The following is a 25,286-nucleotide window of genomic DNA, read 5'->3' on the forward strand; positions in this document are numbered from 1 at the left end:
GGAATATCGCGTTTTCCTATTTACTTTACCTAGCTAAAGCAATATAATGAATCTATTATTTTCGAGTGGCAAAAAAAGGAGTTGAAAATTGTGCAAATGGAAGAAAGACAAGGTATTTTAATGGTCGCTATCGCTTATATTTTATGGGGATTTATGCCGATCTATTGGAAGTTGTTAGAACATGTGTCAAGCGATGAAATATTAGCTGGCCGGGTTATTTGGTCGTTTATGTTTACATTGCTACTTGTTATAGTTGGGCGTAATTTCCAACTACTCATCATTGATTTACAGGATTTATGGAAGGATAAAAGAACTTTTTGGAGCCTTTTCTTTGCTTCTTATTTAATAACAGGAAATTGGTTTATATTCATCTATGCGGTAAATGCAGGACATATTGTTCAGACAAGCTTAGGATATTACATAAACCCTTTACTCTCTGTCATACTTGGAATTGTCTTTTTAAAAGAAAGATTATCAAGAGCTCAGTTTTTAGCAGTATTGATTGCAGCTATTGGCGTACTCATTTTAACTATTTCTTACGGACAAATACCATGGGTATCTTTTTCCTTGGCAATTACATTTGCATTTTATGGGTTGATTAAGAAAACGTTAAAAGTGGACGCGCTAAGAGGGTTAACGATTGAAACGCTATTTGTTCTTCCGGTAGCGTTAATTTATTTTGCTTACTTGGTGGCAACGGATAGAGCTATGTTTTTTTCCTCTGATTTTGTTACTGTTTTTTTACTTTTACTGACGGGTGTTGCAACGGCTGTTCCACTAGTTTTATTTGCGAAGGGAACAAAAACGATTCCTTTATATTTGTCAGGATTTATCCAATATATTGCTCCTACTCTTATGTTATTAGTTGGGATATTTATATATAAGGAGAGATTTAGTAAAATTGAATTTTTATCCTTTTCGTTTATATGGTGCGCATTAATTTTATTTACTATATCGAAAATTATCGAGGTAAGAAAAAACAGGTAGTTCCGTTTTTAAACGAAATTCCCTGTTGTAATCTATAAAAAAGTTCTTTTTACTTTTTCCCAATAACTATTATTTTTCAATTTAACTGTTTTAATTACTTGATTGCTAAGTTTTAATGAAACAGTTTCTACATGTTGAATACTGAGTGCTTCATTGTCCGTGCTCATAGAAGGATAATCGTTCCAGTCCTTATGTAACCTTAGCTCTAGAGATCTGCTTCCACTTAAAATAAAAGAGGAACCTAGTGTTCTAAATTCATTGCTATTAACGGAAGCAATTTCTGATACTTGAATACAAGGAAGAAGAGGGTCGACAATGGAACCGTTTAAAGACTTATTGTAGGCGGAGCTTCCAGTAGGGGTAGAGATGACGATTCCATCTCCACGAAATGTCTCAAAATGTTTATGGTCGATCATTATATCTAATACGAAGGTCTTGATAATATTTGAACGTATGGAAAATTCATTTAAGCATAAAAAGTGTGGATTATCGTTGATAGAAACCTCTAGAACTGGATATTTTCGAACCTCGATTTTCTCTGTTAATACTGCATCTGCCATAGCTTCAATATCATCCGCAAGGAAATCACAATACATACTCAATGAATCAGTGGTAGAAATACCTGCATACAAACAATCTTGCCTAAAACCAGTTTTTCGGACCGCTTGTAGGAAGGAACCATCTGACCCGATGCTAACAATAATAGAGGCGTCTTGATGGTTTTCAACTACTTGAAATCCATGCTCGGTAATTGCTTTTGCCAAATTGGCTTTTTTTTGCAAAGATTTTGTGTCATTCTTAGTATACAAATATATCGTATTTCGGGAGGTCATAAGCATGCTCCTTTTTTTATGGTATACTAGATATTTTAACATTTAATGAAACGTTTAGACATTATTTTCGTATGTAAAGAGGATAACTAAAGGAGGAAAATAGTATATGAATATGAAACGCTGGTTTGCTATTTTAGGAGCAACCGTATTGCTAGTTATTTCAATAGGTGTGAACGCGCTCTCAAGTGCTTTTTCGACGGATTGGACAGCAATGCTAGACGAGTTTGCATCGGTTTCTAGCTCAGAATTTTATGAAACGGTATTAGAAGAAGGAGATGTGAACGAACGTATTGCGCTACTTACTGTAGACGGGACTATTCAAGACACCGGAAGTGCTAGTTCACTTTTTGCTGCAGAAGGGTATAACCATCAATTCTTTCTACAACAGCTAGAACAGGTAAAACTAGATGATTCCGTAAAGGCGATTGTCCTACAAGTAAATTCACCAGGTGGCGGTGTAGTTGAATCTGCACAAATCTATCGAGAAATTAGAGAAATACAAGAGGAAACGGCTAAACCGATTTATGTATCGATGGGAAGTATGGCTGCGTCTGGCGGGTATTATATTTCAGCCCCAGCTGATAAAATATTTGTCAACAAAGAAACAATGACAGGCTCTATTGGCGTAATCATGCAAAGCATCAATTATGGTAAATTGGCCGAAAAATACGGCGTTGAATTTGTGACGATTAAATCAGGACCTTATAAAGATATTATGAGTCCGACAAGAGAAATGACAGATGCTGAAAGAAATATGCTTCAAGAAATGCTAAACGATTCCTATGAAGATTTTGTTGACATTATCGAACAAGGACGAAATATGACAGAAGCAGAAGTGAAAAAAATAGCAGATGGACGAATCGTGAATGGGCGACAAGCGATTGAAGCTGGTCTTGCAGATGAATTAGGATTTTTAGAAGACGCTATTGCAGGTATTAAAACAGATTACAACTTAGAAAACGCAGAAGTTTTTGAATATGGACATTCGCAGAGCTTTTCTTCATTATTTGCTATGAAAGCTCAGTCATTTTTAGGCGTTGATATGGAATCCAAATTGATTGGAAAGTTAATAGTTGATAATAGTGCACCTAAAATGATGTATTTATTTGGAAATGAATAAGGAGGGGTCAAGATGAGTGAAGTTGTACAGCCAGAAGAACAAGAAGTGCAAGAACACGAATTAGTAGACAAAAAGCCAGCCGTCTATCCATCCGAACTTTATGCACATAAAGCTGCTGGTTTTTGGATTCGTTTTTGGGCGTATACAGCGGACATTCTTATTTTATCATCCATTGGTATGTTGCTAATAAAACCCATATTTCGATTATTCTCATTGGAGATAAATAATCCAGTTTGGCATGCCCCCTTTACATTAATAACGGCAACCATTTTCTATGCTTATTTTGTACTCATGACGAAGTTTTGCAATCAAACAGTAGGAAAAATGATCTTCGGAATTCGAGTTGTGTCTAAGTATGGTGGGAAACTAAAGTGGAGTACTGTTCTTTTTAGGGAATGGATTGGACGACTAATTTCAGTTATTCCGCTTAATATTCCTTATATAGTCGTGGCATTTACACCGAAGAAACAAGCGATTCATGATTTTATAGCAGATACATTAGTTGTCCATGAGGCAGTTTATGATAAGCAGATAAAACAATCTGTCGTTGCAAAAGAGTTGCAAGAGCAGAATGTATTCTAGTAAGATGAAGATATTGAAAAAGGAGGCTACATATTATGGCTCAAGTAACATTTAAAAACAACCCAGTAACTTTAATTGGTAAAGAAGTAGTAGTTGGAGAAAAAGCACCAAACTTTACAGTACTAGCAAACGACTTATCCCCGGTAACGCTACAAGATTCTGCTGGTAAGGTTCGTTTAATTAGTGTAGTTCCATCGCTCGATACAGGTGTTTGTTCGACTCAAACAAATAAATTCAATCAAGCTGCTGCTAGTTTAGGTGAGGATGTTGTAATTTTAACAATTTCAGTAGATTTACCTTTTGCTCAAAAACGTTGGTGCGGAGCGAATGCTGCAGATGCTGTTCAAACTTTATCGGATCACCGTGATCTTTCTTTTGGGGAAGCATTCGGTGTTGGAATGGAAGAGCTACGTTTACTTGCACGTTCTGTTTTTGTTGTTGATAAAAATGATGTTGTTACTTATGCTGAATATGTAAGTGAAGGAACGGATCATCCAGATTACGACAAAGCATTAGAAGCAGTAAAAGAAGCAACGAAATAATAAAAACAAACCCACTCATTAAAACAGAGTGGGTTTTCATTTGAGGGATGTATATGCAAACAAATATGGAAGAAATTTTTACATTTATTGACCAAGAAAGCACGTTTATAGAACAACAACAGTCGGTTACTTATTTAGAAGGTGTCGTCTATGCACTAGAACTCTGGCTCGAAGAGAAAAAAAAACCAGCTACAAACGATCCGACTAAAGAGGAAATACGAAAAGCAATTCAATTGGCTATTTTAAAAGGGATGAAAACATCTGCGCAAGTGAATCATCAAATGACACCTGATGCAATTGGATTGTTAGTAAGCTATTTTGTAAAAGAAATGACAAAAGATCAAACAGAATTGTCCATTTTAGATCCAGCATTTGGAACAGGGAACTTGCTCTACACAGTTATGAATGCTTTATCAACAGAAAACTTCGCATATGGAGTTGAAATTGACGAGTTATTAATCCAATTAGCCGCGCAAACTGGTGAGCTTCTTGCACATGATATCCAGTTATTTCGTCAAGATGCATTAAAACCATTAATGATAGATCCAGTGGATGTAGTAGTTAGCGATTTACCCGTTGGCTATTATCCTGATGATGAAACGGCCCAAGACTACTTTTTACACAGCAAAGACGAAATGTCTTATGCACATCATTTATTCATCGAACAATCGATGAAGCATGTTAAACCAGGCGGCTATTTATACTTTTTAGTACCCGATACTATTTTTGAATCTAAACAAGCACCACAGCTTCATAAATTTATAAAAGAGAACGGATGGATTCAAGCGGTCATCCAATTTCCAGCTTCTATTTTTAAAACAAAGGGACAAGAAAAAAGTCTATTAGTTTTACAGAAAAAAAGTGAAGCGTTAAAGGCTCCTCGTGAAGTGTTGCTTGCAAAAGTTCCTAACATGACAAATAAAGAAGCGATGGAACTGTTTTTTCAAAAAATTGATATGTGGCAAGAAGAAAACGCTAAGTGAAAGTTGCTCGCTCCTAAAGCGGACGGTACAATTAATGTACAAGTCTTACGAAGGAGCGTTTTTTTTATGCCAAATATTTTAGCAATAAATGCAGGAAGCTCTTCTTTAAAATTTCAATTATTCACGATGCCAAATGAAGAAGTAATTGCAAAGGGGCTTATCGAACGAATCGGTTTAAGTGATCCTATCTTTACTATGACAACAATGGACGAGCGAATTCATATGGTGGAACCAGTTGAAAATCATGCGCAAGCAGTTCAGTTATTAATGAGAATGCTTATTGAGAAAATTGTTATCCACTCATTAAATGATATACAAGGAATAGGTCATCGTGTTGTGCATGGTGGTGAAATTTATAGCGATTCCGTTTTAATAACAGATGAGGTATTAGTAACATTGGACAAATTATCCGAGCTTGCTCCACTTCATAATCCTGCAAATGTAACAGGTATTAAAGAATTTGCAAAAGAGCTGCCAAACGTTCCAGCAGTAGCGGTTTTTGATACTGCCTTTCATCAAACTATGCCAGAAAGCTCCTATCTCTATGCAATTCCATATAATTACTATGAAAAATACGGTATTCGTAAATATGGCTTCCATGGAACATCTCATAAGTATGTAGCAAACAGAGCCGCACAATTATTAAATAGACCGATAGAAACGACTCGTTTTATCTCTTGCCATCTCGGAAACGGAGCAAGTATTGCTGCAATCCATCGAGGAAAATCAATTGATACGTCTATGGGATTTACTCCGCTTGCAGGTGTAACGATGGGTACGAGATCCGGGAATATTGACCCTGCCCTTATCCCTTATTTAATGGAGAAGACAGGGAAGAGTGCTGAGGATGTATTAGATGTATTAAATAAAAAGTCTGGAATGCTTGGTATTTCGGGATTCTCCAGTGATTTAAGAGATATTGTAACAGAAGCATCAAAAGGCAATGACCGAGCACAATTGGCCCTTGATGTATTTGCAAATAGAATTCATAAGTATATTGGTTCCTACGCAGCTCGGATGAATGGAGTCGATGCCATTATTTTTACTGCAGGCATTGGTGAAAATAGCGAGGTTATCCGCGAAAAAGTATTAACCGGTCTACAATTCATGGGGGTCTATATGGATCCAGATTTAAATAAGTTAAATGGAAAAGAAGCGTTTATTAATTATCCGCATTCTCCTGTAAAAGTAATTGTTATCCCGACGAATGAAGAAATTATGATAGCAAGAGATACGATGAGAATAGCGGGATTATAAAACCTCTTAATCAAGAAAAGGAGAGTTGTAAGCAGCATGCTACTTACAACTCTCCCAAAATATTTCTGTAGTCATATATAATATTAAAAGTGTGCAGTCTTTAGGTACAGACGATTAAAAATTAAAGAGCTTCCTTCGCTTTTCACATTAATCTGGTATTTCTTCTGTGCGAACAACTAACACATCACAAGCAGCAGAACGTACGATATATTCAGAAACACTACCAATTAAGAATCTTTCCATAGCATTCAGTCCAGTAGCACCACAAATGATTAGATCTGCCGCTACCTTTTTAGAAAGATCTTTGGAGATCATTGTTTTAGGGGAACCGTATTCAACAATAATATTTACATTCTGAACGCCACCTGCATGTGCCTCCGTTTTATATCCTGTAAGCAACTCTTCAGCAAACGATTGCGCTCTTTCGGCGATGGAACGGTCATATGCCTCGATTGCAGCGAATGATCGAGTATCAATTATATTCACAAGATTTAGTGTTGCGTTGTTTCGTGCAGCAATTGAAACTGATTTTTTGAATGCATATTCTGCTTCCTTTGAACCGTCCACCGCAACTAGGATTTGTTTATATTTTAATGTCATTATAAAAACCTCCTTGTACTTAATATATATATACTTCGCTATATATTGACATATTCCTTCTTTTTTCATTATTTATTATAAAAACATCCTATCTATTGATTAGTGCTCTCATTTCATTGAGTAAAAAAGAAGGAGGCTTTCTATATTATATTTGATTCGCTTATTAGGGCTAGTGCGTCTTAAGGAAGTGTCCGCTAGGATTTCCGTTGCAGGACGGACGCTTTCCGTGGGGTGAGTGATGAGCCTTCACCGCCGCATACGCATACGATGTGAAGTCTCATCTTACTCACTTAATCCCACTGGAGTCGCCGGCTGCAGCTCCAATCCTTCAAAATACACGCGTTTATCCGTATTTATTATCCATTAAAAGTTAGGAAATGGCTTAGCGAGACCAATTGTCACTTGAAAGCAACCAATTCAATAGGCAACGCTACCAGTTTGAGCTGGAAAGCAACCAAATTGACAACGAGCCCAATCAATTCTCCAAGTAAAGGTAAGCAAGCCAAAATATCGGTTGTTTCTCGCAACATTTTGAACAGATGAAACTATTATGCACGGATAAAGACACATCGTCCCTATCATATGAGGAAATCATAATTTGGTTACTCACATGCTGAATTGGTTACCGTAGTCCATTTATTGATTTTTCTCATACAAAAAAACGGGATATTTTTTAGCAAGCGAAGTGATACTGGAAGATAAGCAATTTTCTTTGATTTTCTCTGCTGGAGGCGACTCCTGCCGAGGCCAACATGATGTTGGTCACGAAGGCGTTGCCACACGAGGTGGCGCTCTTAGCCTTTGTTCCGCTGTGGGCAAATGAGACAGCCCAACGACGCCTAAGCGGCGGGGGTGGTTCATCGCTCACCCGGCGGAAAGCGTCCGTAAGCAGAGAAAATCATAGCGGTTACCGATAAAGACACACCATCCCTATAATAATTCGTAGCACATTAAACTATGTATTATTGGCTGACTTGGAGAATTCGTCACTATCATCGGTCGTGTAAAAACTAGATAGATGTGCTATAAAGTAAATTATTGAAGCATTATGAATATATAAGTGTTAAAATGGAGTTGTTTCGAGTGATTTACTTATTGAGCGAATCATTCATATAAACAATATCGTATTACATAGGGGGATATAAAAATGCGTATTGGAATTCCAAAAGAAACGAAAAACAATGAAAACCGAGTGGCTATGACTCCAGCTGGGGTTGTAAGCTTAACGCACTTTAATCATGAAGTTTTTATCGAAGCTGGTGCAGGTTTAGGTTCAAGTTTCACTGATGAAGATTATATTGCTGCAGGAGCGCAAATTGTGCAAACTGCAAAAGAAGCATGGGACCAAGAAATGGTGATGAAAGTAAAAGAACCTACACATGCTGAATTTGATCTTATACGTGAAGAGTCTATTCTTTTTACCTATCTACATTTAGCTCCAGAAGAAGATTTGACAAAAGTACTTTTGGACAAAAAAGTTACTGCTATTGCGTATGAAACAGTTCAACTTCCAAATAATTCGTTGCCATTATTAACTCCGATGAGTGAAGTGGCAGGACGTATGGCGACTCAAATTGGAGCGCAATATTTAGAACAAATTCACGGTGGTAAAGGTATTCTGCTTGGAGGAGTCCCAGGAGTACCTCGTGCGAAAGTTGCTGTTGTTGGCGGTGGGATTGCAGGTACAAATGCAGCTCGCGTAGCACTAGGCATGGGAGCACAAGTTACGATTATCGATTTAAATCCAGATCGTCTTCGTCAATTAGAGGACTTATTCGGTAGCAGTGTGCAGACGTTAATTTCGAACCCATACAATATTGGACAAGCTGTCAAAGAAGCAGATTTAGTAATTGGGGCTGTTTTAATCCCAGGTGCTAAAGCTCCAAAACTTGTATCAGAAGAGATGATCAAATCGATGTCTCCAGGATCAGTTGTAATTGATATTGCAATTGACCAAGGCGGTATTTTCGAAACATCAGATCGTATCACAACACATGATAATCCAACATATGAAAAACATGGCGTAGTACATTATGCAGTTGCTAATATGCCTGGAGCAGTTCCAAGAACGTCTACAATGGCTCTGATCAATGCGACGGTACCTTATGCACTTCAAATCGCCAATAAAGGCTACAAACAAGCTTGCTTAGACAATCTTGCCTTACAAAAAGGTATTAACACATTAGCAGGTCATGTAACATTTAAAGCAGTTGCGGAAGCACAAGGTTTACCTTATGTGGACGTTGCAACACTTTTGAATTAATAATATGTAAAAGGAATCACCCAATTCTAAAAAGACTTGGGTGATTTCTAATTTTATGTCATGGTGGAGTGAGGAGCATTTGATTTATTTATATATAGGTATAGCGGGAGCATTAGGGGCAATTTCTCGTTATTTCATAGGCCATCTCCTTTTTTCGCATACTTTATTTCCATTTGCAACATTACTCGTGAATTTAGTTGGTTGCTATGCTTTAGCATATTTAACTTCTAGAGTATTTCATTTTTCTAACCAGTTGAAGACAGCAGTAGGGACAGGTTTCATAGGATCCTTTACTACTTTTTCTGCTTTAAGTGTAGAAACAGTGGAGTTGTTTGAGCAAGGTTATGTATTGCTTGCTTTAATTTATCTAGTTATCAGCATTGGCGGCGGTATAATCATGAGTAATTTAGGATGGAAAAAAGAGGTGAGTGAGTGAATGAATATCTATTATGTACTAGCTGTAGGATCTGGTGGATTTCTAGGTGCCATATTACGATATTACATTTCTCAAAGGCTGAACTTAAAGGCAGAGAATCGATTGCCCATTGGGACGCTAACGGTTAATCTGCTCGGTTCTTTTCTTCTTGGATATATTTTAAGCATAGGTTTAGGAAAAATATATACTTTATTCATTGGCACTGGTTTCTTAGGTGCTTTAACGACTTTTTCTACATTACATAAGGAATTAGTTGTCCTTCAACAGCATCCGCGAAAGTGGGCATTGTACTTAGTAGTTACTTATGTCGGAGGCTTGGCATTAGCATTTCTTGGATATTATTTGGCAAAATAAAAAGCACCCTTTACAGAGTGCTTTTTTATTATAAAATTTGTAATTCTTTAGGGAACTTCGTTAAAACTTCAACGCCATCAGATGTTACAACAACATCATCTTCAATACGAACCCCTGTTACCTCTGGGTGATAAATACCTGGTTCGATTGTGAAGACCATTCCAGTTTCTAATTTCATGTCATTTACTCCTGTAATAGAAGGGAACTCATGGACGGAAATTCCAAGTCCGTGACCTAGACGATGTGTAAAATATTCTCCGTATCCTGCGTCACTAATAACATCACGAGCAATCTTATCAAGTTCCATCGCTTTAACACCTGGTTTCACAGCTTGTACAGCAGCTTCTTCTGCACGACGGACTGTTTCATAAATTTCTCGTTTGTCTGCTGTTGGTTCACCAAAAGCAACTGTGCGCGTAATGTCTGAGCAATAGCCATTATAAACCACACCTAGATCGAATAAAATAAAGTCGCCTTTTTGAATTTTACGATCACCTGGGGTTCCATGAGGAGAAGCAGTTTTTGGCCCACTAAGTACCATCGTATCAAAAGACATTTGGGCAGCACCTTTTTCTTTTACTGCAAGCTCAATGGCATTTAATATTTCTAGTTCGGTTTTTCCTTCTGCAATTTCTTTGCAACCTACTTCGATTGCATAATCTGCAAGTTCTGCTGCTTTTCTCATATTCACTAATTCTTCTTCAGACTTAATTACTCGAAGGTCGTTTATTTTTTCATCGATTCGGGAAACTTGTACTGAAGGAATTCTTTCTACTAAAGCTTCTAATCTTTCTACTGTCAAATGCGCTTTTTCAACTGCTAAAGTAGTAATATCGCCAACCTGTTCTTTGATTGTCTTCACAGCAATGTCCCACGCATTTTCAGTATCTTGATGGCCTGCAATATGATCCTTCCACCCAGCAGCTTTTGCGTCTGGAATTTCCATTTGAGGACAAATAATAAAAGGATTAGCTTCTTTAAAAATAACGACACCAAGTAAGCGCTCATGCGGATTACTACGGAAACCAGTAAAGTAAAACACATTATCTGGAGTTGTTATGAAAGCTGCATCAATATTGTTCGATTTTAAAAACTCTTGAATTTTTTTTACTTGAATCATACAAACACCTCTTTTTAAATTTAATAATTTAAGAATAGCAGAATAAAGGAATTCTCGCATCTACGTTGAATGAACTTATAGGAAGTACTAAATTATTTTAAGGAGAGATTGCGACATGAAAATAAGTTATCATGGACATTCCGTAGTAAAAATCCAAACAAATACACATACTATATTAATTGACCCTTTTATTAATGGGAATGGACAAACAGATTTACATGCTTCAGAAGTTAGTGCTGACGCTATTTTATTGACGCATGGTCATAATGATCATGTTGGGGATACAGTGGAGATCGCTAAAAGATGCGACGCATTAGTAATTGCTCCGTTTGAACTAGCAGAATATATAGAATTACAGGGTGTGAGGGTACATGCAATGGGGCTTGGAGGGACTGTTGACTTCGAGTTTGGGAAGGTAAAATTCACCCAAGCTTTCCATAGTTCCTCCTATACAACTGAAAATGGACAATGGATTTATACAGGTATGCCAGCGGGAATATTATTTACTGCTGAAGGCAAAACTATTTATCACGCAGGTGATACTGCATTGTTCGGCGATATGAAACTAATAGGAGAAAGAAATAATATTGATGTCGCGTTTTTACCAATCGGAGATAATTTCACGATGGGGCCAGAGGATGCTGCGTATGCTGTAGAGTTAATAAAACCTAAAATAGCAGTGCCAATTCACTACAATACATTTCCTCCTATAAAACAAGATCCTAATTTATTTAAGGAAATGGTAACAAATGCAGAAGTGCAAGTACTTAAAGCAGGAGAACAAGTACAGTTGTCACTTGACTAAAAATATTTAACGACACAAAGAACACCCTTAAATCGGCCAGGGCTCCCCTGCTGATTTAAGGAAGAAATGTGGTACAATAAACGTATAACAATCGTTTGGATGTGACTACATGACAACAAAACACGAACAGATTTTAGCTTATATAGAAAAGCTCCCAGTCGGGGATAAAATATCGGTTAGACAAATTGCGAAAGATTTAACTGTAAGTGAAGGAACCGCGTATCGGGCGATAAAAGAAGCAGAAACAAGAAGATTAGTTAGTACCATTGAACGAGTAGGAACAATCCGAATAGAACTAAAGAAAAAAGAGCATTTTGAACGTCTAACATTCGCGGAAGTAGTAAACATTGTAGATGGGCAAGTATTAGGTGGTAAAACCGGTCTTTATAAAACATTGAATAAATTTGTAATAGGTGCTATGCAAGTAGAGGATATGATGCGTTATGTGGAACCAAGCAATCTCCTTATTGTTGGAAATCGCTTAAAAGCCCACGAGACTGCATTGCAAGCAGGAGCCGCAATACTTGTGACTGGAGGATTTGATGTTCCCGAGCAAACGAAGAGATTAGCCGATAAATTAGAACTACCTGTTATCTCTACAAGCTATGATTCTTTTACGGTTGCCACAATGATCAACCGAGCAATTGACGACCAATTGATCAAAAAAGATGTACTCCTCATCGAGGATATTTATATATCTCTTGCGGATACAGCATTTCTTCGTACAACGGATCATGTGAAACAGTACCGAGAATTGAATCAATTAACGACTCATGGTGGATTTCCTGTAGTGGATAAATCGAATAAATTGGTAGGAATCGTTACTGCTAGAGACGTTATAGGAAAAGCGAATGATGAACTTATTGAAAAAGTTATGACGAAAACGCCGATTTCTATTACGATGAAAACGAGTGTTGCATCCGCAAGCCATCGAATGATCTGGGAAGGAATCGATTTATTGCCAGTTGTAGGGGACAATAATAATCTAGAGGGAGTCATTAGCAGACAGGATGTATTAAAAGCTTTGCAAGCTGCCTCAAGACAACCACAAAATGGAGAAACAATCGACGATATCGTAAAACAACAAATAAAAGTAATTTCTACAGAGGAATATATATTTGAATTTGAAGTAACCCCTCAAATGACAGACCATTTTGGTGCCATGTCATATGGTGCATTTACTATATTAGTTACGGAGACTGGATCTCAAACATTGAAGATTCGCAAGCGAGGGGAAAGTGTCGTTGAAAATATGACCATTTATTATACAAAACCGATTCAATTGGAAAGTGTTTTACGTATTCATGCACGAGTTTTAGAAATGAGTAGAAAAGTCGCCAAAATGGATATAGAAGTGTTTAATGAAAAGCAACTAGTAGGAAAAGCAATGCTCACCTACCAATTGTTAGAGAGATAAAAAAAGATGCAGCTATTATAGCTGCATCATCTCATTGATTTAATGTCAATTCCTCTTGAACAAATTGTCCGTAGTGTTTGCTTGCTTTATAATTATGATACATAAAATAACCACCTAATAAAATAAACAATCCAGAAACAGCATAAGTTACAGAAGATTGGTAAAGAAATAAAAAGTTAACTCCGAAGAAGAAGATGAATGCACCGAGACATACGGAACCTTTCGCTGCAAACCATTTTTTTCGGATTGGTAAATGCGTACGCAACTGTTTCGTTTTAAAATAAAAATACCATACAAATGAGACAACTATTGCGAATATTAATATTACATTAAGAATCATAGTGAACCTCCATTAAAGTAAAACTTCCATCATAGCCTTCTATTATTGTAAAGGTAAATTTCAAAAAATGCGAATAGAAAACACGACTGAGTTAGGAGAAATGAAATGAAAAGACAAATCATCGACACAATCGAACGCTATGACAAAATTATTATACATCGACATGTAAGACCGGATCCAGATGCTTACGGTTCTCAAATTGGGTTGAAAGAATTAATCGCTTTAAACTATCCGACAAAAAAAGTATGGGCGACAGGAAAACATGATAGCACTTTAGACTTTCTTGCTCACCCAGATACAGTAGAAGAGAAAGATTTTAAAGATGCTTTAATCATTGTAACAGATACAGCAAATACTGAAAGAATCGATGACGAACGTTATAAACTAGGGAGTTATCTTATAAAAATCGATCATCATCCAAATGACGATGCTTATGGTGATTTACTGTGGGTCGATACAAATGCTAGCTCAGTAAGTGAAATGATCTGTGAGTTGTTTGAGGAAGCAGAAGAATATAAGAACTGGATAATGGATGCGACAGTTGCCAGGCTACTATACACAGGTATAGTAGGAGACACAGGCCGGTTCATGTTCCAAAGTACAACAGAACAAACGATGGAATTTGCTGGTCGATTAATCTCTTATGGATTTGATCGTACTGCACTGTTTAATGGAATGTACGAAGTAGAGAGTAATCTACTGCAATTAAAAGGTTATATATATGCAAATTTTGAAATGGATGGCAATGGAGTTGGTCATGTGAAACTAACTCAAGAGCTATTAAAAGAATTCGATGTATCTGATTCAGAGGCTTCTTTATTAGTGAGTACATTAGCGGATGTGAAAGGGATGAGATGCTGGGTATTTTTCATTGAAGATACGGATGAGATACGCGTACGTTTACGCTCAAAAGGACCAGTTATTAATACAATTGCGAAAAAGTATGGTGGTGGTGGCCATCCGCTTGCTTCAGGTGCCAGTGTCCAGTCGTGGGAGGAAGCAAATCAAGTAATTGAAGATTTAAAAAAGCTGTAAATTGAGGTGTTAACTATGGAAACAGTATATCCACAAATTGTAACATCAGCGGATATGCTGAAAAGTACAATTCAATTGGAACAACTCATTCAGAAACTAAAAAGCAATCATGCAAAGGCGGCCGCCATTACAAACAGTACTTTGTATGGCATGTTGCCTTTTTGGCATGAAATGAAAAAACATCACATACATCCAATCATTGGTCTTTCGTTGAATGTCCAATTGGAGAGTAAATGCGTTGCTATTGTCCTATATGCTAAAAACAATATAGGTTATGAAAATATATTAAAAATATCGAGTGGGTTGGAAACGCGAGAACTAACGGAACTCCCCAAAAAATGGCTCGAAGCGTACAGAAGCGGCATTATGGTTGTCTATAAAGGAGATAAGCATTTTTCAACAGCCTCATTAATGGAACTGATTGATCTATTTGGAAACACTAATTTGTATATTGGAGTAGAGCGTCTAAATGGTCATAAGCAAGAAATAGAAGAGGAAATAATAGAAACCGCACGGCAAACTTCTATTCAAATCACTGCTTTTCATATGAGCCGCTATGTCCAAAAAGAGGATGCTTTTGCATATGAAGTGTTAAATGCGATGGACCAATCATTGAAAATGACAGATCGTAATCGACTAAAACCGACAGATGATTCCTTTCATTTACTAACAAAAGAAGAATGGCTGGAGTGGTTTTCGGACTTTCCTGAGTGGCTAGAAAATACACAGAAAATGCTAGAGAGTTGCCAAGTTACATTCGACAAACAATCGCATATTATGCCAAAGTATCCCTTACCTCCTTCGGTAAGTGCAGTTGACTATTTACGAGAACTTTGTGAAGAAGGGTTAGCGAAACGTCTGCATAAAGTTACGCAGCCATATAAAGATCGACTTTTTTATGAGCTGCAAATTATTAATGAGATGAATTATGAGGACTATTTTTTAATTGTTCAGGATTTCATGAAATTCGCTAAACAGTCCAATATTTTGACAGGTCCTGGTCGAGGTTCCTCCGCAAGTTCTCTCGTCGCATACTCACTCTTTATAACAGATGTAGACCCCTTAGTATATGGTCTTTTGTTTGAGCGTTTTTTGAATCCCGAGCGGATTACTATGCCAGATATTGATATTGACTTTGCAGACTCCAGAAGGATGGAGGTTATCAATTATGTGGCGAAGAAATATGGGAAAAATTATGTATCACAAATAATTACATTCGGTACTTTATCAGCAAAGGCAGTAGCTAGAGAAGTAGCGAGAGTTTTTGGTTTTGAATCTTCTACTTTAGAAGCCATTTCATCTTTTATACCGAACAAACATGGGATTACCCTTAAAGAAGCATATGCGCAATCAGAAAAATTACGAGAATTTATACAAACGGAGGAAATACGAGAAAAATGGTTTCAAGTGGCACTTGCACTTGAAGGTTTGCCTAGAAATGCATCCACTCACGCTGCAGGTGTTGTATTATCCCCTATTCCATTAGTAGATGTAGTACCAATTCAAATTGGGCATGATGATTTGTATTTAACACAATGGCCGATGAAGGAAGTGGAGCAGGCTGGTTTGTTAAAGATGGATTTTCTCGGATTAAGAAATTTAACTATTATTGAACGAATCTTAAAGAATATCCATAAAAATCAGGAGCATTCTCTTTCACTTTCTGCCATACCTTTAGATGATGCGCTTACTTTTCAATTATTACAAAACGGTGATACTACCGGGGTTTTCCAATTAGAGTCGACAGGGATGCGACATGCACTAAAGCAAATCCAGCCGACAAAATTCGAGGATATTGTGGCAGTAAACGCCCTTTATAGACCTGGACCGATGGATAATATCCCTCTATATGCGAAACGTAAATTGGGTCAAATACCAGTAACGTATGAACATCCTGTCTTACAGCCAATATTAAGTGATACGTATGGCATTATCGTGTATCAGGAACAGATTATGCAAATTGCATCTCAAATGGCCGGATTTACATTTGGAGAAGCGGATTTGCTGCGGCGGGCAGTGAGCAAAAAAGACCGTGACATTTTACAAAAGGAAAGAATCCACTTTGTGCAAAAAGCAGTCCAACTTGGTCATACCGAACAAGCGGCGTCTTCCGTTTATGATCTAATCGTTCGATTCGCAGACTACGGGTTTCCAAAAAGTCATGCAGTAGCATATAGTGTCATATCCTATCAAATGGCGTTCTTAAAAGCTCATTTCCCAGTTGCTTTTTATTGTGCGCTACTTAGTACAGCAACCGGCAACCAAGAAAAGATTAATCAGCTCGTAATGGAAATGAAACAAAAAGAAATAACGATTTTACCGCCTTCTATTTTTAACAGTCAGCCATTTTTCACTGTGGAAGAAGGAGGGGTACGATTTGGATTGCAAGCGATTAAAGGTGTCTCGCATGCATTTACTCAAAAACTATTACAACAAAGGGCATATAGATCAGGGAAATGGGAGGATCTTTTTGATCTTGCTGCTGATTTATCAGCAATCTATTTTACGAGAAAAAATATAGAACCGCTTATAAAAGCTGGAGCATTGGACGGCCTTAATCAGGAACGGTCCACATTACTTGCGACACTTGATGCAGCAATTAAATACGCAGAACTCGTTAGCCCGACAGAAGATATGGACTTATTTGAAGGGAATGCTTCTCATTTTGGAAAGTCTAAATATATAAAAGCGGACCAGCTGTCATTAATGGTAAAACTTCAATTTGAAAAAGAAGTGTTGGGTCAATATTTTTCAGAGCATCCTACAGTTTCTAAGAAAAAGAGTGTGTCAGGGAAAATTAATAATATTTGGGATGTACAACAATCTTCAAAAGATTGGAAAGTGACAGTAGTAGGATTAATACAAGAGGTCAAAAAGATTCGTACAAAAAAAGGGGAATCAATGGCCTTTGTCACGATTCAGGACGAAACAGGAAGTATTTCAATGACATTGTTCCCTGAGGAGTACGCCAAATACAATTTCTTATTAACAGAACTAGCAATAATTGTCGTAGAAGGAAAATCAGAACGTCGTAATGGACGAGCTCAAATAATAGGAAAACATATTTCACAGTAGACTGTACATTTTCGTACAGTTTTTTCTTTACGTTTTCCCATTTTTTTTGTATGCTAGTAACTACAAGTGGTCAGACCACTTTGTAATTAATGGAAGAGTGAGGATTGGATGATCCCAAATAATAACCCAAGAAAAATGTTTTTAGAAATAGTGAAACAGCTGAGACAACTCATTCATGATGAAAACATTGCGGTTGGTGGTAAGTTGCCATCCGAAAGAGAATTAGCAGAGCGTTTGCAAGTTGGGCGTTCCACTGTAAGAGAAGCACTTAGAAGTTTAGAATTACTAGGATTAATAGAAACAAGGCGTGGAGAAGGAACTTTTCTTTCTGATTATCGTAAACATCAATTAGTGGAATTATTATCTACTTTTATATTACAAGACGCTAGATCGATCCAAGATGTACACAAGACGATGCAGGCGCTAGAAAAAGATGCTATTCGCACGATTTGTACGATCGAGCATCTTCAGAAACAGAAGATTTGGGATGCATTCTTAGGTAAATTACAACAGGAAGAAGTGTTACAAGAAGATATTATTCGAGAAATAATTATCATATCTAATAATAGACTAGGCTTGAAAATATGGTTTTTATTGAAACAGTTTGCAGGAGAACCTTATCGTAGTTATATGATTTCAGAAGAGAAAAAAGCCTGGATACACCTTCTAAACGAGTTAAAAAAAGGAGACCAACAGCAAGCGGTGTCTTTTTACAATGAATGGCTTTTGTCAATGAGCAGGGGAGAAGTGTAAATGATTCGAGATATATTTAGAAAAAACCAGAAAAAGAAATATGCAACAATACCAACAGAAAAAGCAAAAAATGATGTACCCGAAGGAATAATGGTGAAATGTCCTGAATGCAGAAAAAATGTTTTTACAAAGGATCTCATGAAAAACTTCAAAGTTTGTCCTACATGTGATCATCATATGAAAATGACGGCCCATGAACGAGTGGAAATCTTTTTAGATGAAGACACCTTTGAATCGATGGATGATCATATTGAAACAGTTAATCCATTAAATTTTCCAGGGTATACAGAGAAAATAAAGTCCGATGTAGAAAAGACAAATTTAAATGAAGCAGTATTAACCGGCAGTGGTGAAATAGAGGGAAATAAAGTAGTCGTGGCAATTATGGATTCGCATTTTAGAATGGGTTCTATGGGTTCAGTTGTAGGGGAAAAAATAACAAGAGCTATCGAAAAAGCTACAGAGCTTCAAGTACCTTTCATAATTTTCACAGCAAGTGGCGGTGCAAGAATGCAAGAAGGTATATTATCTTTAATGCAAATGGCTAAAACATCTGTAGCACTTAGAAGACATAGTGACAAAGGGCTATTGTTTATATCCATTTTAACTCATCCAACCACTGGGGGAGTTTCTGCGAGTTTTGCATCGGTCGGTGATATTAATATTGCGGAGCCAAAAGCGTTAATTGGATTTGCGGGTAGACGAGTAATTGAACAAACAGTTCGTGAAAAACTTCCAGAAGACTTCCAAACTGCAGAATTTTTAATGGATCATGGACAATTAGACGCAGTAATTCATAGAAAAGACATGAAGAATACAGTGGCCTCACTTGTTCGTATGCATTTAGGTAAGGAGGATTCTACATGGTAAAAACATTGCCGTTTGAAGAACCAATTGTTCAGTTAAAAACGAAGATAGAAGAATTGAAAGAATATACAGCGAACGCAGAAGTTGATATGACTGCAGAAATAAAAAATTTAGAAGCTAGATTAAAGAAATTAGAACAGGATATTTATGAAAATATGGAACCTTGGGACCGTGTACAAGTTGCCCGCCACCCAAATCGTCCGACTACAAGAGACTATATCCAATTATTATTTACCGATTTTATCGAATTGCATGGGGATCGTCTATACGGGGATGATGCAGCAATTATTGGCGGTATTGCCTTATTTGATGGTAAGCCAATTACAATTATTGGTCATCAACGTGGAATTGATACAAAAGAAAATATTAAACGCAATTTTGGGATGCCCCATCCAGAAGGATATAGAAAGGCACTACGATTAATGAAACAAGCAGAAAAGTTTAAACGACCAATCATTTGTTTTATTGATACAAAAGGTGCTTATCCAGGTAAGGCTGCAGAAGAACGCGGTCAAAGTGAAGCAATTGCTAGAAACTTAGTAGAAATGGCTGGCTTAAAAGTACCTGTTATTAGTGTCGTAATAGGGGAAGGTGGTAGTGGTGGTGCACTTGGATTAGGTTTGACCAATCATATTCTTATGTTGGAAAACTCAACTTATTCCGTTATCTCACCAGAAGGTGCAGCATCGATATTATGGAAAGATTCTTCCCTAGCTAAGCAAGCTGCCAAAGCTATGAAAATTACAGCACCTGATTTAAAAGAAATGAAAATTATCGATACGGTTATCCAAGAAGTGCACGGTGGTGCTCATCGGGACCTCGAAGTACAGGCAAATTATATGAAAACGGCACTTATTCACTCACTGCAAAAACTATGCCAATTATCAGAAGATGAGCTAATCGAAAATCGTTATAATAAGTTTAAAAATATTGGTGAGTTCACTGAGTAAAATGCGTCGAGTGTGGCGCATTTTTTTTTGAGTCTATTCGTGATAAGCTTGTAGTATTAAATACATAGTCATGGAGGAATATTTGTGAAGCGTATAGGTGTATTAACAAGTGGAGGAGACGCTCCTGGTATGAATGCTGCAATACGTGCTGTAGTCAGAAAAGCAATATATGAGGGACTAGAAGTAGTAGGAATATTCCATGGGTACCAAGGTTTGATCGACGGGAACATGGAAGTTTTGAATCTCGGTTCTGTTGGAGATATTATCCAAAGAGGTGGGACTAAACTATATTCCGCAAGATGTCCGGAGTTCCGTACGGAAGAAGGTCAACAAAAAGCGGTCGAGCAGTTAAAAGCAAATGGAATTGAAGGACTCGTTATTATCGGTGGAGATGGTTCATATCGTGGGTCTATGACTTTAACGAAGAATGGATTCCCGTGTGTAGGAATACCGGGTACTATTGACAATGACATTCCTGGTACAGATTACACGCTTGGCTTCGATACTGCATTGAACACAGTGATTGACTGTATCGATAAAATTAGAGATACTGCGACTTCCCATGATCGAACATTTATCATAGAAGTTATGGGGAGAGATGCAGGGGATCTTGCTTTATGGGCGGGTTTAGCAGGAGGAGCAGAAACAATTATTATTCCAGAAATAGAGATGAATATGGAAGAAGTAGTGGAACGCCTAGAGCGCGGGACTTCTCGAGGTAAAAAGCATAGTATTATAGTTGTGGCAGAAGGAGTCATGAGCGGCTCTGAATTTGCTGCAAAATTAATGGAACATGCTAATATTGAAACACGTGTGTCTGTTCTAGGGCATATTCAACGTGGTGGTTCTCCAACAGGTCGTGACCGAGTATTAGCAAGTATGTTTGGAGCAAGAGCTGTAGAGGTATTATTGTCTGGTAACGGAGGACGAGCAGTTGGCATACAGAATCATCAAGTGGTAGACTATGATATGAATGAAGCATTTGAAAAAAGTGAAGAATTTGATTCGAATATGTATCAATTATCTAAAGAATTATCTATCTAATATGATACTTCTTTTATTATAGAAAGGACTTGGATGATGAGAAAAACTAAAATAGTTTGTACGATTGGACCTGCAAGTGAATCGGAGGAAATGTTAGAAAAATTAATTAAGGCAGGGATGAATGTTGCCCGATTAAATTTTTCACATGGAAGTCATGAAGAACATGCAGCTAGGATTAAAACAATTCGCGAAGTATCAAAAAAACTAGGAAAAATAGTAGGTGTTTTATTAGACACAAAAGGTCCTGAAATCCGCACTCATAAAATGGAGAATGATGCGATTGAGCTAGAGTCGGGCCAAACAATTGATATATCCATGACGGAAGTTTTGGGCAATGGTGAGCGTTTTTCTATTACATATGAAAAACTAATAGAAGACGTTCAAGAAGGTTCTGTTATTTTACTTGATGATGGATTAATCGAGTTAATTGTACAGAAAATTGATACTTCTGCTGGCATTATTTCGACTTATGTTCAAAACGCTGGTACTTTAAAAAACAATAAAGGTGTAAATGTTCCGGGTGTGTCCGTGCAATTACCAGGAATTACAGAAAAAGATGCGAACGACATTCTATTTGGGATTGAGCAAGATGTAGATTTTATCGCAGCTTCATTTGTTCGTCGATCTAAAGATGTTCTAGAAATTAGAGAATTACTCGAGAAAAATAATGGCTCACATATCCAAATCATTCCTAAAATTGAAAACCAAGAAGGCGTCGACAATATTGATGAAATTATTCAAGTTTCGGATGGTTTAATGGTTGCAAGGGGAGATCTTGGAGTAGAGATTCCTGCAGAAGAAGTTCCATTAGTGCAGAAAAGCCTTATCAAAAAATGTAACGACGCTGGTAAGCCTGTAATTACAGCTACTCAAATGTTGGATTCTATGCAACGTAACCCAAGACCAACCCGTGCAGAGGCTAGTGACGTGGCAAACGCGATTTTAGATGGTACAGATGCAATTATGCTTTCAGGTGAAACAGCTGCAGGTTCTTATCCAGTTGAGGCAGTTCAAACGATGGATAAAATAGCAAAAAGAACAGAAAACGCTGTGGATTATCGTGCCCACGTTACCAAGTTAAGTAAGGCACGTGAAGTAAACTTAACTGATGCTATTGGTCAAGCTGTTGCACATACGGCAATCAACTTAAAAGTAAAAGCGGTTATTGCTCCAACCGAAAGTGGTCATACAGCTAAAATGATTTCTAAGTTTAGACCGGGTGTTCCGATTATTGCGGTGACTTCTTCCCCAACTCCATCAAGAAAGTTAACACTTGTATGGGGTGTTTACCCAATCGTTGGAAAAAAAGCATATTCTACGGATGAAATTTTAGAAGTAGCTGTTGAAGAAAGTATCCTGCATCATTATGTAACTCATGGTGATCTAGTTGTTATTACTGCTGGAGTGCCAGTCGGAGAAGCAGGTACAACCAATCTGATGAAAGTACATGTCATTGGGGATATGGTTGCCAAAGGTCAAGGAATTGGCAAGAACACTGCATTTGGGAAAGCAGTTGTTGTTCATAATGCAGAAGAGCTTGCAGGCCAAGATACGACGGATAGTATTATCGTTACGATTGGTTCTGACCGTGATATGATACCAGGTATTGAAAAATGTAAGGGACTTATAACGGAAGAAGGTGGCTTAACTAGCCATGCTGCGGTTGTAGGCTTAAGTTTAGGTATACCTGTTATTGTCGGAGTGGACAACGCAACCAAATTAATAAAAGATGGACAAGAACTAACTATCGATGCAGAAAGCGGCGTAATTTATCACGGCCACGCAAGCATCATTTAAGGAAAAATAAAAAATGCCTCGCCTTATAAGGTGGGGCATTTGTTTTAAAGAGAAAGAAAGCATATACATTCGGTAAACAGTTGTTTATTAAAGTTAAATTATCTATCAATAGTACCGGTTGTGGAGAAAGTGATGAGCCTTCGTCGTCTGCAGCTCCAATCCATCAAAATTGCTAACTAAAATAGCCAATTACTCAACGTTGATTGTAAAGTAATTCCATTTTATGAATTTGGTTGCTCTCGAGGATGAATTGGTTGCTTTCCGGGGTAATTTAGTTGCTTTCGGCGTCGAATTGGTTGCTCTCCATGACGATTCTGTTGCGCTAAGCCATTTTTTGGATACGATCATGGAAAAATCACTCCCTAACAGTTGGATTTAGCGCGGCGGCGTGAGATTCCTAACCGATTAGTTACTCTAGTCCATTTATTGGATGCTGTCATTGAAATAAAGGGATAATTTTTTCTGCGAGTCGATACTGAAAAGGAAGCATTTTCTTTGATTTTCTCCGCATGCGGCGACTCCCGCCGAGGCCAACAAGATGTTGGTCACGAAGGCATTGCCACACGAGGTGGCGCTCTTAGCCTTTGTTCCGCTGTGGGCAAATGAGACAGTCCAACAACGCCTAAGCGGCGGGGCTGGCTCATCGCTCACCCGGCGGAAAGCGTCCGCAAGCGGAGAAATCCTAGCGGTCACTAGTCAACGTATTAAGACACACTATCCCTATACAGTTCTACACTTAAATGGCGCAATGCGCTTATCTTGGAAGGTGATTATATGAAGTGGTTGATCGGTTTATTTATTGTTATCCCGGCAATAGAGATATATATACTGCTTTTATCGGGTAAAACAATTGGCGTTTGGTATACATTCTTACTACTTTTAGCGAGTGGTGTTATTGGTGCTTACTTTGCTAAAAAACAAGGATTGAAAGCATTTCGGGAAGTATCAAATGACTTAAAAACAGGGATAGCTCCCGGTGAGGCAGCCATTAATGGAATATGTGTTTTTCTCGGTTCGTTACTAGTTCTTTTACCGGGATTTATTTCTGATATTCTTGGTTTCATGTTATTATTCGCACCAACTCGTAATTTATTTAAACCGCTCTTTTATCGATGGATTCGAAAAAAAATGAAAAAAGGCAATGTTATCGTAATGAAGTCTTCGTAAAGCTTTCCCATTTGTTTGCAATCAAATAAATAAATGGACTGAATAAAATTCCTATAAACCCAAATAGTAAAATGGCTGCCGCGCTTAGAAAGAATACGTGGACAGCCTTTATTTGCATAGAGGAGGACCAAAGCATAGATTCTACAATATGCCTAGTTAGTTGCACAAATATATATAAAAGTAAAATAATTATACCGGCCATACGTTGTTCCATAAGGAAAAAGTAAATACTTAGCGGTATTAATAGTATCCCCGTTCCTAAAAAAGGCAGACTGTCAACGAGGGATATTAAAAACGCATATTTTACAGGATTATGTAGACCTAACAGGTTGAATCCAATCGATAACAGAATGAAGGTTAATATGAAAAGCTTTAGTTCTACCGAGATAAACTTATTTATGACACCAGAAGATTTTATTAACACTCTTTCTGAGAAGTTGCGTGCCTTTTTAGGAAAATACACGAGAAACCATAGTCGATCTTTCGAAGATTCATACAGTGAAAAAAATAGACCGATACTAAACAGAAATAATTCGAAAAAATAGGACGGTAAATAAGTAAGATTCAGTAAGAGATCATTAAGCAGCTTGTTTAGTAAACCTTGTACTTTCTCTTCAAAAAAAATATAGATTGGATGACTTTGTAATTCGACAAATGGTAATAACATAACGTGTTCATGGATAAGAGGGATAAGATCTATAAGGGTTTGGATAATTATAAAAAGAAACACTATAAAACTAGTCAAAATTAATGCTTCTGTTAACAAAACACTTAACGTAATTGGGATTTTAAATTTTTTATAAAAGAAATTTGTAATCGGAAATAAAAAATAACCGCTTAAAATAGCTAGGGAGAGAGGATAAGCCACGAGTGAAATTAGTATAATTATTCCAATCGGGATCCATAGGCTCATAACTTCTTTCTTATTTATTTGTAGAGTAATCATTTTCATCCATTCT

General features: G+C 37.3%; 24 protein-coding genes. 19 read left to right on the top strand and 5 right to left on the bottom strand.

The features are described 5' to 3' along the window. The first annotated feature begins 96 nt into the window (after positions 1-96). Positions 97-987 (top strand): EamA family transporter RarD, encoded by an 891-nt coding sequence (rarD, locus tag FS486_RS08560; protein WP_144511033.1) that lies wholly within the window; start codon positions 97-99, stop codon positions 985-987. Positions 988-1,019: 32 nt separating this feature from the next. Here the strand turns inward: rarD and FS486_RS08565 are convergent, their stop codons facing one another. After that, on the bottom strand, positions 1,020-1,820 hold the full coding sequence (locus tag FS486_RS08565) for an NAD kinase (RefSeq protein WP_144510920.1): 801 nt from the start codon (positions 1,818-1,820) through the stop codon (positions 1,020-1,022). A 106-nt stretch (positions 1,821-1,926) separates the two neighbouring features. On the opposite strand from FS486_RS08565, the gene sppA reads away from it, so the two are divergent. From sppA to FS486_RS08590, 5 genes are all read left to right on the top strand, one after another. Continuing rightward, entirely contained in the window at positions 1,927-2,940 is a 1,014-nt protein-coding gene (gene sppA / locus FS486_RS08570) for a signal peptide peptidase SppA (protein ID WP_144510921.1), read from the top strand. A 12-nt stretch (positions 2,941-2,952) separates the two neighbouring features. Continuing rightward, positions 2,953-3,522 carry an RDD family protein gene (locus FS486_RS08575; RefSeq protein WP_144510922.1) on the top strand — a complete coding sequence of 190 codons (570 nt, stop codon included), beginning with the start codon at positions 2,953-2,955 and terminating at the stop codon, positions 3,520-3,522. 35 nt (positions 3,523-3,557) lie between these two features. Continuing rightward, positions 3,558-4,064 carry a thiol peroxidase gene (gene tpx, locus FS486_RS08580; protein WP_144510923.1) on the top strand — a complete coding sequence of 169 codons (507 nt, stop codon included), beginning with the start codon at positions 3,558-3,560 and terminating at the stop codon, positions 4,062-4,064. Between the two features lie 53 nt (positions 4,065-4,117). Next, on the top strand, positions 4,118-5,047 hold the full coding sequence (locus tag FS486_RS08585; protein WP_144510924.1) for a class I SAM-dependent methyltransferase: 930 nt from the start codon (positions 4,118-4,120) through the stop codon (positions 5,045-5,047). 66 nt (positions 5,048-5,113) lie between these two features. Next, positions 5,114-6,304 (top strand): acetate/propionate family kinase, encoded by a 1,191-nt coding sequence (locus FS486_RS08590; RefSeq protein ID WP_144510925.1) that lies wholly within the window; start codon positions 5,114-5,116, stop codon positions 6,302-6,304. A gap of 147 nt (positions 6,305-6,451) precedes the next feature. Here FS486_RS08590 and FS486_RS08595 read toward each other — a convergent pair whose 3' ends face one another. Beyond that, positions 6,452-6,904 carry a universal stress protein gene (locus tag FS486_RS08595; RefSeq protein ID WP_144510926.1) on the bottom strand — a complete coding sequence of 151 codons (453 nt, stop codon included), beginning with the start codon at positions 6,902-6,904 and terminating at the stop codon, positions 6,452-6,454. A 1,147-nt stretch (positions 6,905-8,051) separates the two neighbouring features. Between FS486_RS08595 and ald the strand changes: the two genes are divergently transcribed. The 3 genes from ald to crcB (FS486_RS08610) all read left to right on the top strand — a co-directional run bounded on the left by ald (position 8,052) and on the right by crcB (FS486_RS08610) (position 9,957). Further along, the gene (gene ald, locus FS486_RS08600) at positions 8,052-9,167 is read left to right on the top strand and encodes an alanine dehydrogenase (RefSeq protein ID WP_144510927.1); all 1,116 of its coding nucleotides are present in this window, start codon (positions 8,052-8,054) and stop codon (positions 9,165-9,167) included. Between the two features lie 79 nt (positions 9,168-9,246). After that, positions 9,247-9,603 carry a fluoride efflux transporter CrcB gene (crcB, locus tag FS486_RS08605; protein WP_144511034.1) on the top strand — a complete coding sequence of 119 codons (357 nt, stop codon included), beginning with the start codon at positions 9,247-9,249 and terminating at the stop codon, positions 9,601-9,603. Then, positions 9,604-9,957, top strand: a complete 354-nt coding sequence (gene crcB, locus FS486_RS08610; RefSeq protein WP_144510928.1) for a fluoride efflux transporter CrcB — start codon at positions 9,604-9,606, stop codon at positions 9,955-9,957. A 28-nt stretch (positions 9,958-9,985) separates the two neighbouring features. On the opposite strand, the gene FS486_RS08615 is transcribed toward crcB (FS486_RS08610), so the two are convergent. Beyond that, positions 9,986-11,077 (bottom strand): M24 family metallopeptidase, encoded by a 1,092-nt coding sequence (locus FS486_RS08615; protein ID WP_144510929.1) that lies wholly within the window; start codon positions 11,075-11,077, stop codon positions 9,986-9,988. 115 nt (positions 11,078-11,192) lie between these two features. On the opposite strand from FS486_RS08615, the gene FS486_RS08620 reads away from it, so the two are divergent. Together FS486_RS08620 and FS486_RS08625 are read left to right on the top strand one after the other, a co-directional pair. Further along, complete coding sequence (locus FS486_RS08620; RefSeq protein ID WP_144510930.1) at positions 11,193-11,882, top strand: metal-dependent hydrolase; 690 nt, start codon at positions 11,193-11,195, stop codon at positions 11,880-11,882. 109 nt (positions 11,883-11,991) lie between these two features. Continuing rightward, positions 11,992-13,299, top strand: a complete 1,308-nt coding sequence (locus FS486_RS08625; protein WP_144510931.1) for a DRTGG domain-containing protein — start codon at positions 11,992-11,994, stop codon at positions 13,297-13,299. A 31-nt stretch (positions 13,300-13,330) separates the two neighbouring features. Here FS486_RS08625 and FS486_RS08630 read toward each other — a convergent pair whose 3' ends face one another. After that, positions 13,331-13,639 (bottom strand): YtpI family protein, encoded by a 309-nt coding sequence (locus FS486_RS08630; RefSeq protein ID WP_144510932.1) that lies wholly within the window; start codon positions 13,637-13,639, stop codon positions 13,331-13,333. A gap of 105 nt (positions 13,640-13,744) precedes the next feature. Between FS486_RS08630 and FS486_RS08635 the strand changes: the two genes are divergently transcribed. The 8 genes from FS486_RS08635 (at position 13,745) to FS486_RS08670 (ending at position 24,327) form a co-directional block, all read left to right on the top strand. Next, a complete protein-coding gene (locus FS486_RS08635; RefSeq protein ID WP_144510933.1) occupies positions 13,745-14,674 on the top strand; it encodes a DHH family phosphoesterase in 930 nt (309 codons plus the stop codon). A 15-nt stretch (positions 14,675-14,689) separates the two neighbouring features. Then, the gene (gene dnaE / locus FS486_RS08640) at positions 14,690-17,749 is read left to right on the top strand and encodes a DNA polymerase III subunit alpha (protein WP_144510934.1); all 3,060 of its coding nucleotides are present in this window, start codon (positions 14,690-14,692) and stop codon (positions 17,747-17,749) included. A gap of 108 nt (positions 17,750-17,857) precedes the next feature. Continuing rightward, positions 17,858-18,502, top strand: coding sequence for a FadR/GntR family transcriptional regulator (locus FS486_RS08645; RefSeq protein WP_144510935.1), 645 nt, complete (start codon positions 17,858-17,860; stop codon positions 18,500-18,502). Beyond that, the gene (gene accD / locus FS486_RS08650; RefSeq protein ID WP_144510936.1) at positions 18,503-19,372 is read left to right on the top strand and encodes an acetyl-CoA carboxylase, carboxyltransferase subunit beta; all 870 of its coding nucleotides are present in this window, start codon (positions 18,503-18,505) and stop codon (positions 19,370-19,372) included. It begins immediately after the preceding gene. Next, on the top strand, positions 19,366-20,319 hold the full coding sequence (gene accA / locus FS486_RS08655; protein WP_144510937.1) for an acetyl-CoA carboxylase carboxyl transferase subunit alpha: 954 nt from the start codon (positions 19,366-19,368) through the stop codon (positions 20,317-20,319). The genes accD and accA overlap by 7 nt, the downstream gene beginning before the upstream one ends. Positions 20,320-20,403: 84 nt before the next feature. After that, entirely contained in the window at positions 20,404-21,363 is a 960-nt protein-coding gene (gene pfkA / locus FS486_RS08660; RefSeq protein WP_144510938.1) for a 6-phosphofructokinase, read from the top strand. Positions 21,364-21,399: 36 nt separating this feature from the next. After that, positions 21,400-23,160 (top strand): pyruvate kinase, encoded by a 1,761-nt coding sequence (pyk, locus tag FS486_RS08665; protein ID WP_144511035.1) that lies wholly within the window; start codon positions 21,400-21,402, stop codon positions 23,158-23,160. Positions 23,161-23,934: 774 nt separating this feature from the next. After that, entirely contained in the window at positions 23,935-24,327 is a 393-nt protein-coding gene (locus tag FS486_RS08670) for an FxsA family protein (protein ID WP_144510939.1), read from the top strand. Here the strand turns inward: FS486_RS08670 and FS486_RS08675 are convergent. Further along, on the bottom strand, positions 24,305-25,273 hold the full coding sequence (locus FS486_RS08675; protein WP_186321399.1) for an AI-2E family transporter: 969 nt from the start codon (positions 25,271-25,273) through the stop codon (positions 24,305-24,307). The two genes, FS486_RS08670 and FS486_RS08675, sit on opposite strands and share 23 nt — an antisense overlap. Between the last annotated feature and the right edge of the window lie 13 nt (positions 25,274-25,286).

Origin of the sequence: Bacillus sp. FJAT-22090 (assembly GCF_007676755.1) — a bacterium.
Classification (GTDB): Bacteria; Bacillota; Bacilli; order Bacillales_A; family Planococcaceae; genus Psychrobacillus.

Bases quoted from the DNA above. Each gene is read 5' to 3' on its own strand.
- rarD (WP_144511033.1), top strand. From the start codon at position 97: ATGGAAGAAAGACAAGGTATTTTAATGGTCGCTATCGCTTATATTTTA.
- FS486_RS08565 (WP_144510920.1), bottom strand. From the start codon at position 1,820: ATGACCTCCCGAAATACGATATATTTGTATACTAAGAATGACACAAAA.
- sppA (WP_144510921.1), top strand. From the start codon at position 1,927: ATGAATATGAAACGCTGGTTTGCTATTTTAGGAGCAACCGTATTGCTA.
- FS486_RS08575 (WP_144510922.1), top strand. From the start codon at position 2,953: ATGAGTGAAGTTGTACAGCCAGAAGAACAAGAAGTGCAAGAACACGAA.
- tpx (WP_144510923.1), top strand. From the start codon at position 3,558: ATGGCTCAAGTAACATTTAAAAACAACCCAGTAACTTTAATTGGTAAA.
- FS486_RS08585 (WP_144510924.1), top strand. From the start codon at position 4,118: ATGCAAACAAATATGGAAGAAATTTTTACATTTATTGACCAAGAAAGC.
- FS486_RS08590 (WP_144510925.1), top strand. From the start codon at position 5,114: ATGCCAAATATTTTAGCAATAAATGCAGGAAGCTCTTCTTTAAAATTT.
- FS486_RS08595 (WP_144510926.1), bottom strand. From the start codon at position 6,904: ATGACATTAAAATATAAACAAATCCTAGTTGCGGTGGACGGTTCAAAG.
- ald (WP_144510927.1), top strand. From the start codon at position 8,052: ATGCGTATTGGAATTCCAAAAGAAACGAAAAACAATGAAAACCGAGTG.
- crcB (WP_144510928.1), top strand. From the start codon at position 9,604: ATGAATATCTATTATGTACTAGCTGTAGGATCTGGTGGATTTCTAGGT.
- FS486_RS08615 (WP_144510929.1), bottom strand. From the start codon at position 11,077: ATGATTCAAGTAAAAAAAATTCAAGAGTTTTTAAAATCGAACAATATT.
- FS486_RS08620 (WP_144510930.1), top strand. From the start codon at position 11,193: ATGAAAATAAGTTATCATGGACATTCCGTAGTAAAAATCCAAACAAAT.
- FS486_RS08625 (WP_144510931.1), top strand. From the start codon at position 11,992: ATGACAACAAAACACGAACAGATTTTAGCTTATATAGAAAAGCTCCCA.
- FS486_RS08630 (WP_144510932.1), bottom strand. From the start codon at position 13,639: ATGATTCTTAATGTAATATTAATATTCGCAATAGTTGTCTCATTTGTA.
- FS486_RS08635 (WP_144510933.1), top strand. From the start codon at position 13,745: ATGAAAAGACAAATCATCGACACAATCGAACGCTATGACAAAATTATT.
- dnaE (WP_144510934.1), top strand. From the start codon at position 14,690: ATGGAAACAGTATATCCACAAATTGTAACATCAGCGGATATGCTGAAA.
- FS486_RS08645 (WP_144510935.1), top strand. From the start codon at position 17,858: ATGATCCCAAATAATAACCCAAGAAAAATGTTTTTAGAAATAGTGAAA.
- accD (WP_144510936.1), top strand. From the start codon at position 18,503: ATGATTCGAGATATATTTAGAAAAAACCAGAAAAAGAAATATGCAACA.
- accA (WP_144510937.1), top strand. From the start codon at position 19,366: ATGGTAAAAACATTGCCGTTTGAAGAACCAATTGTTCAGTTAAAAACG.
- pyk (WP_144511035.1), top strand. From the start codon at position 21,400: ATGAGAAAAACTAAAATAGTTTGTACGATTGGACCTGCAAGTGAATCG.
- FS486_RS08670 (WP_144510939.1), top strand. From the start codon at position 23,935: ATGAAGTGGTTGATCGGTTTATTTATTGTTATCCCGGCAATAGAGATA.
- FS486_RS08675 (WP_186321399.1), bottom strand. From the start codon at position 25,273: ATGATTACTCTACAAATAAATAAGAAAGAAGTTATGAGCCTATGGATC.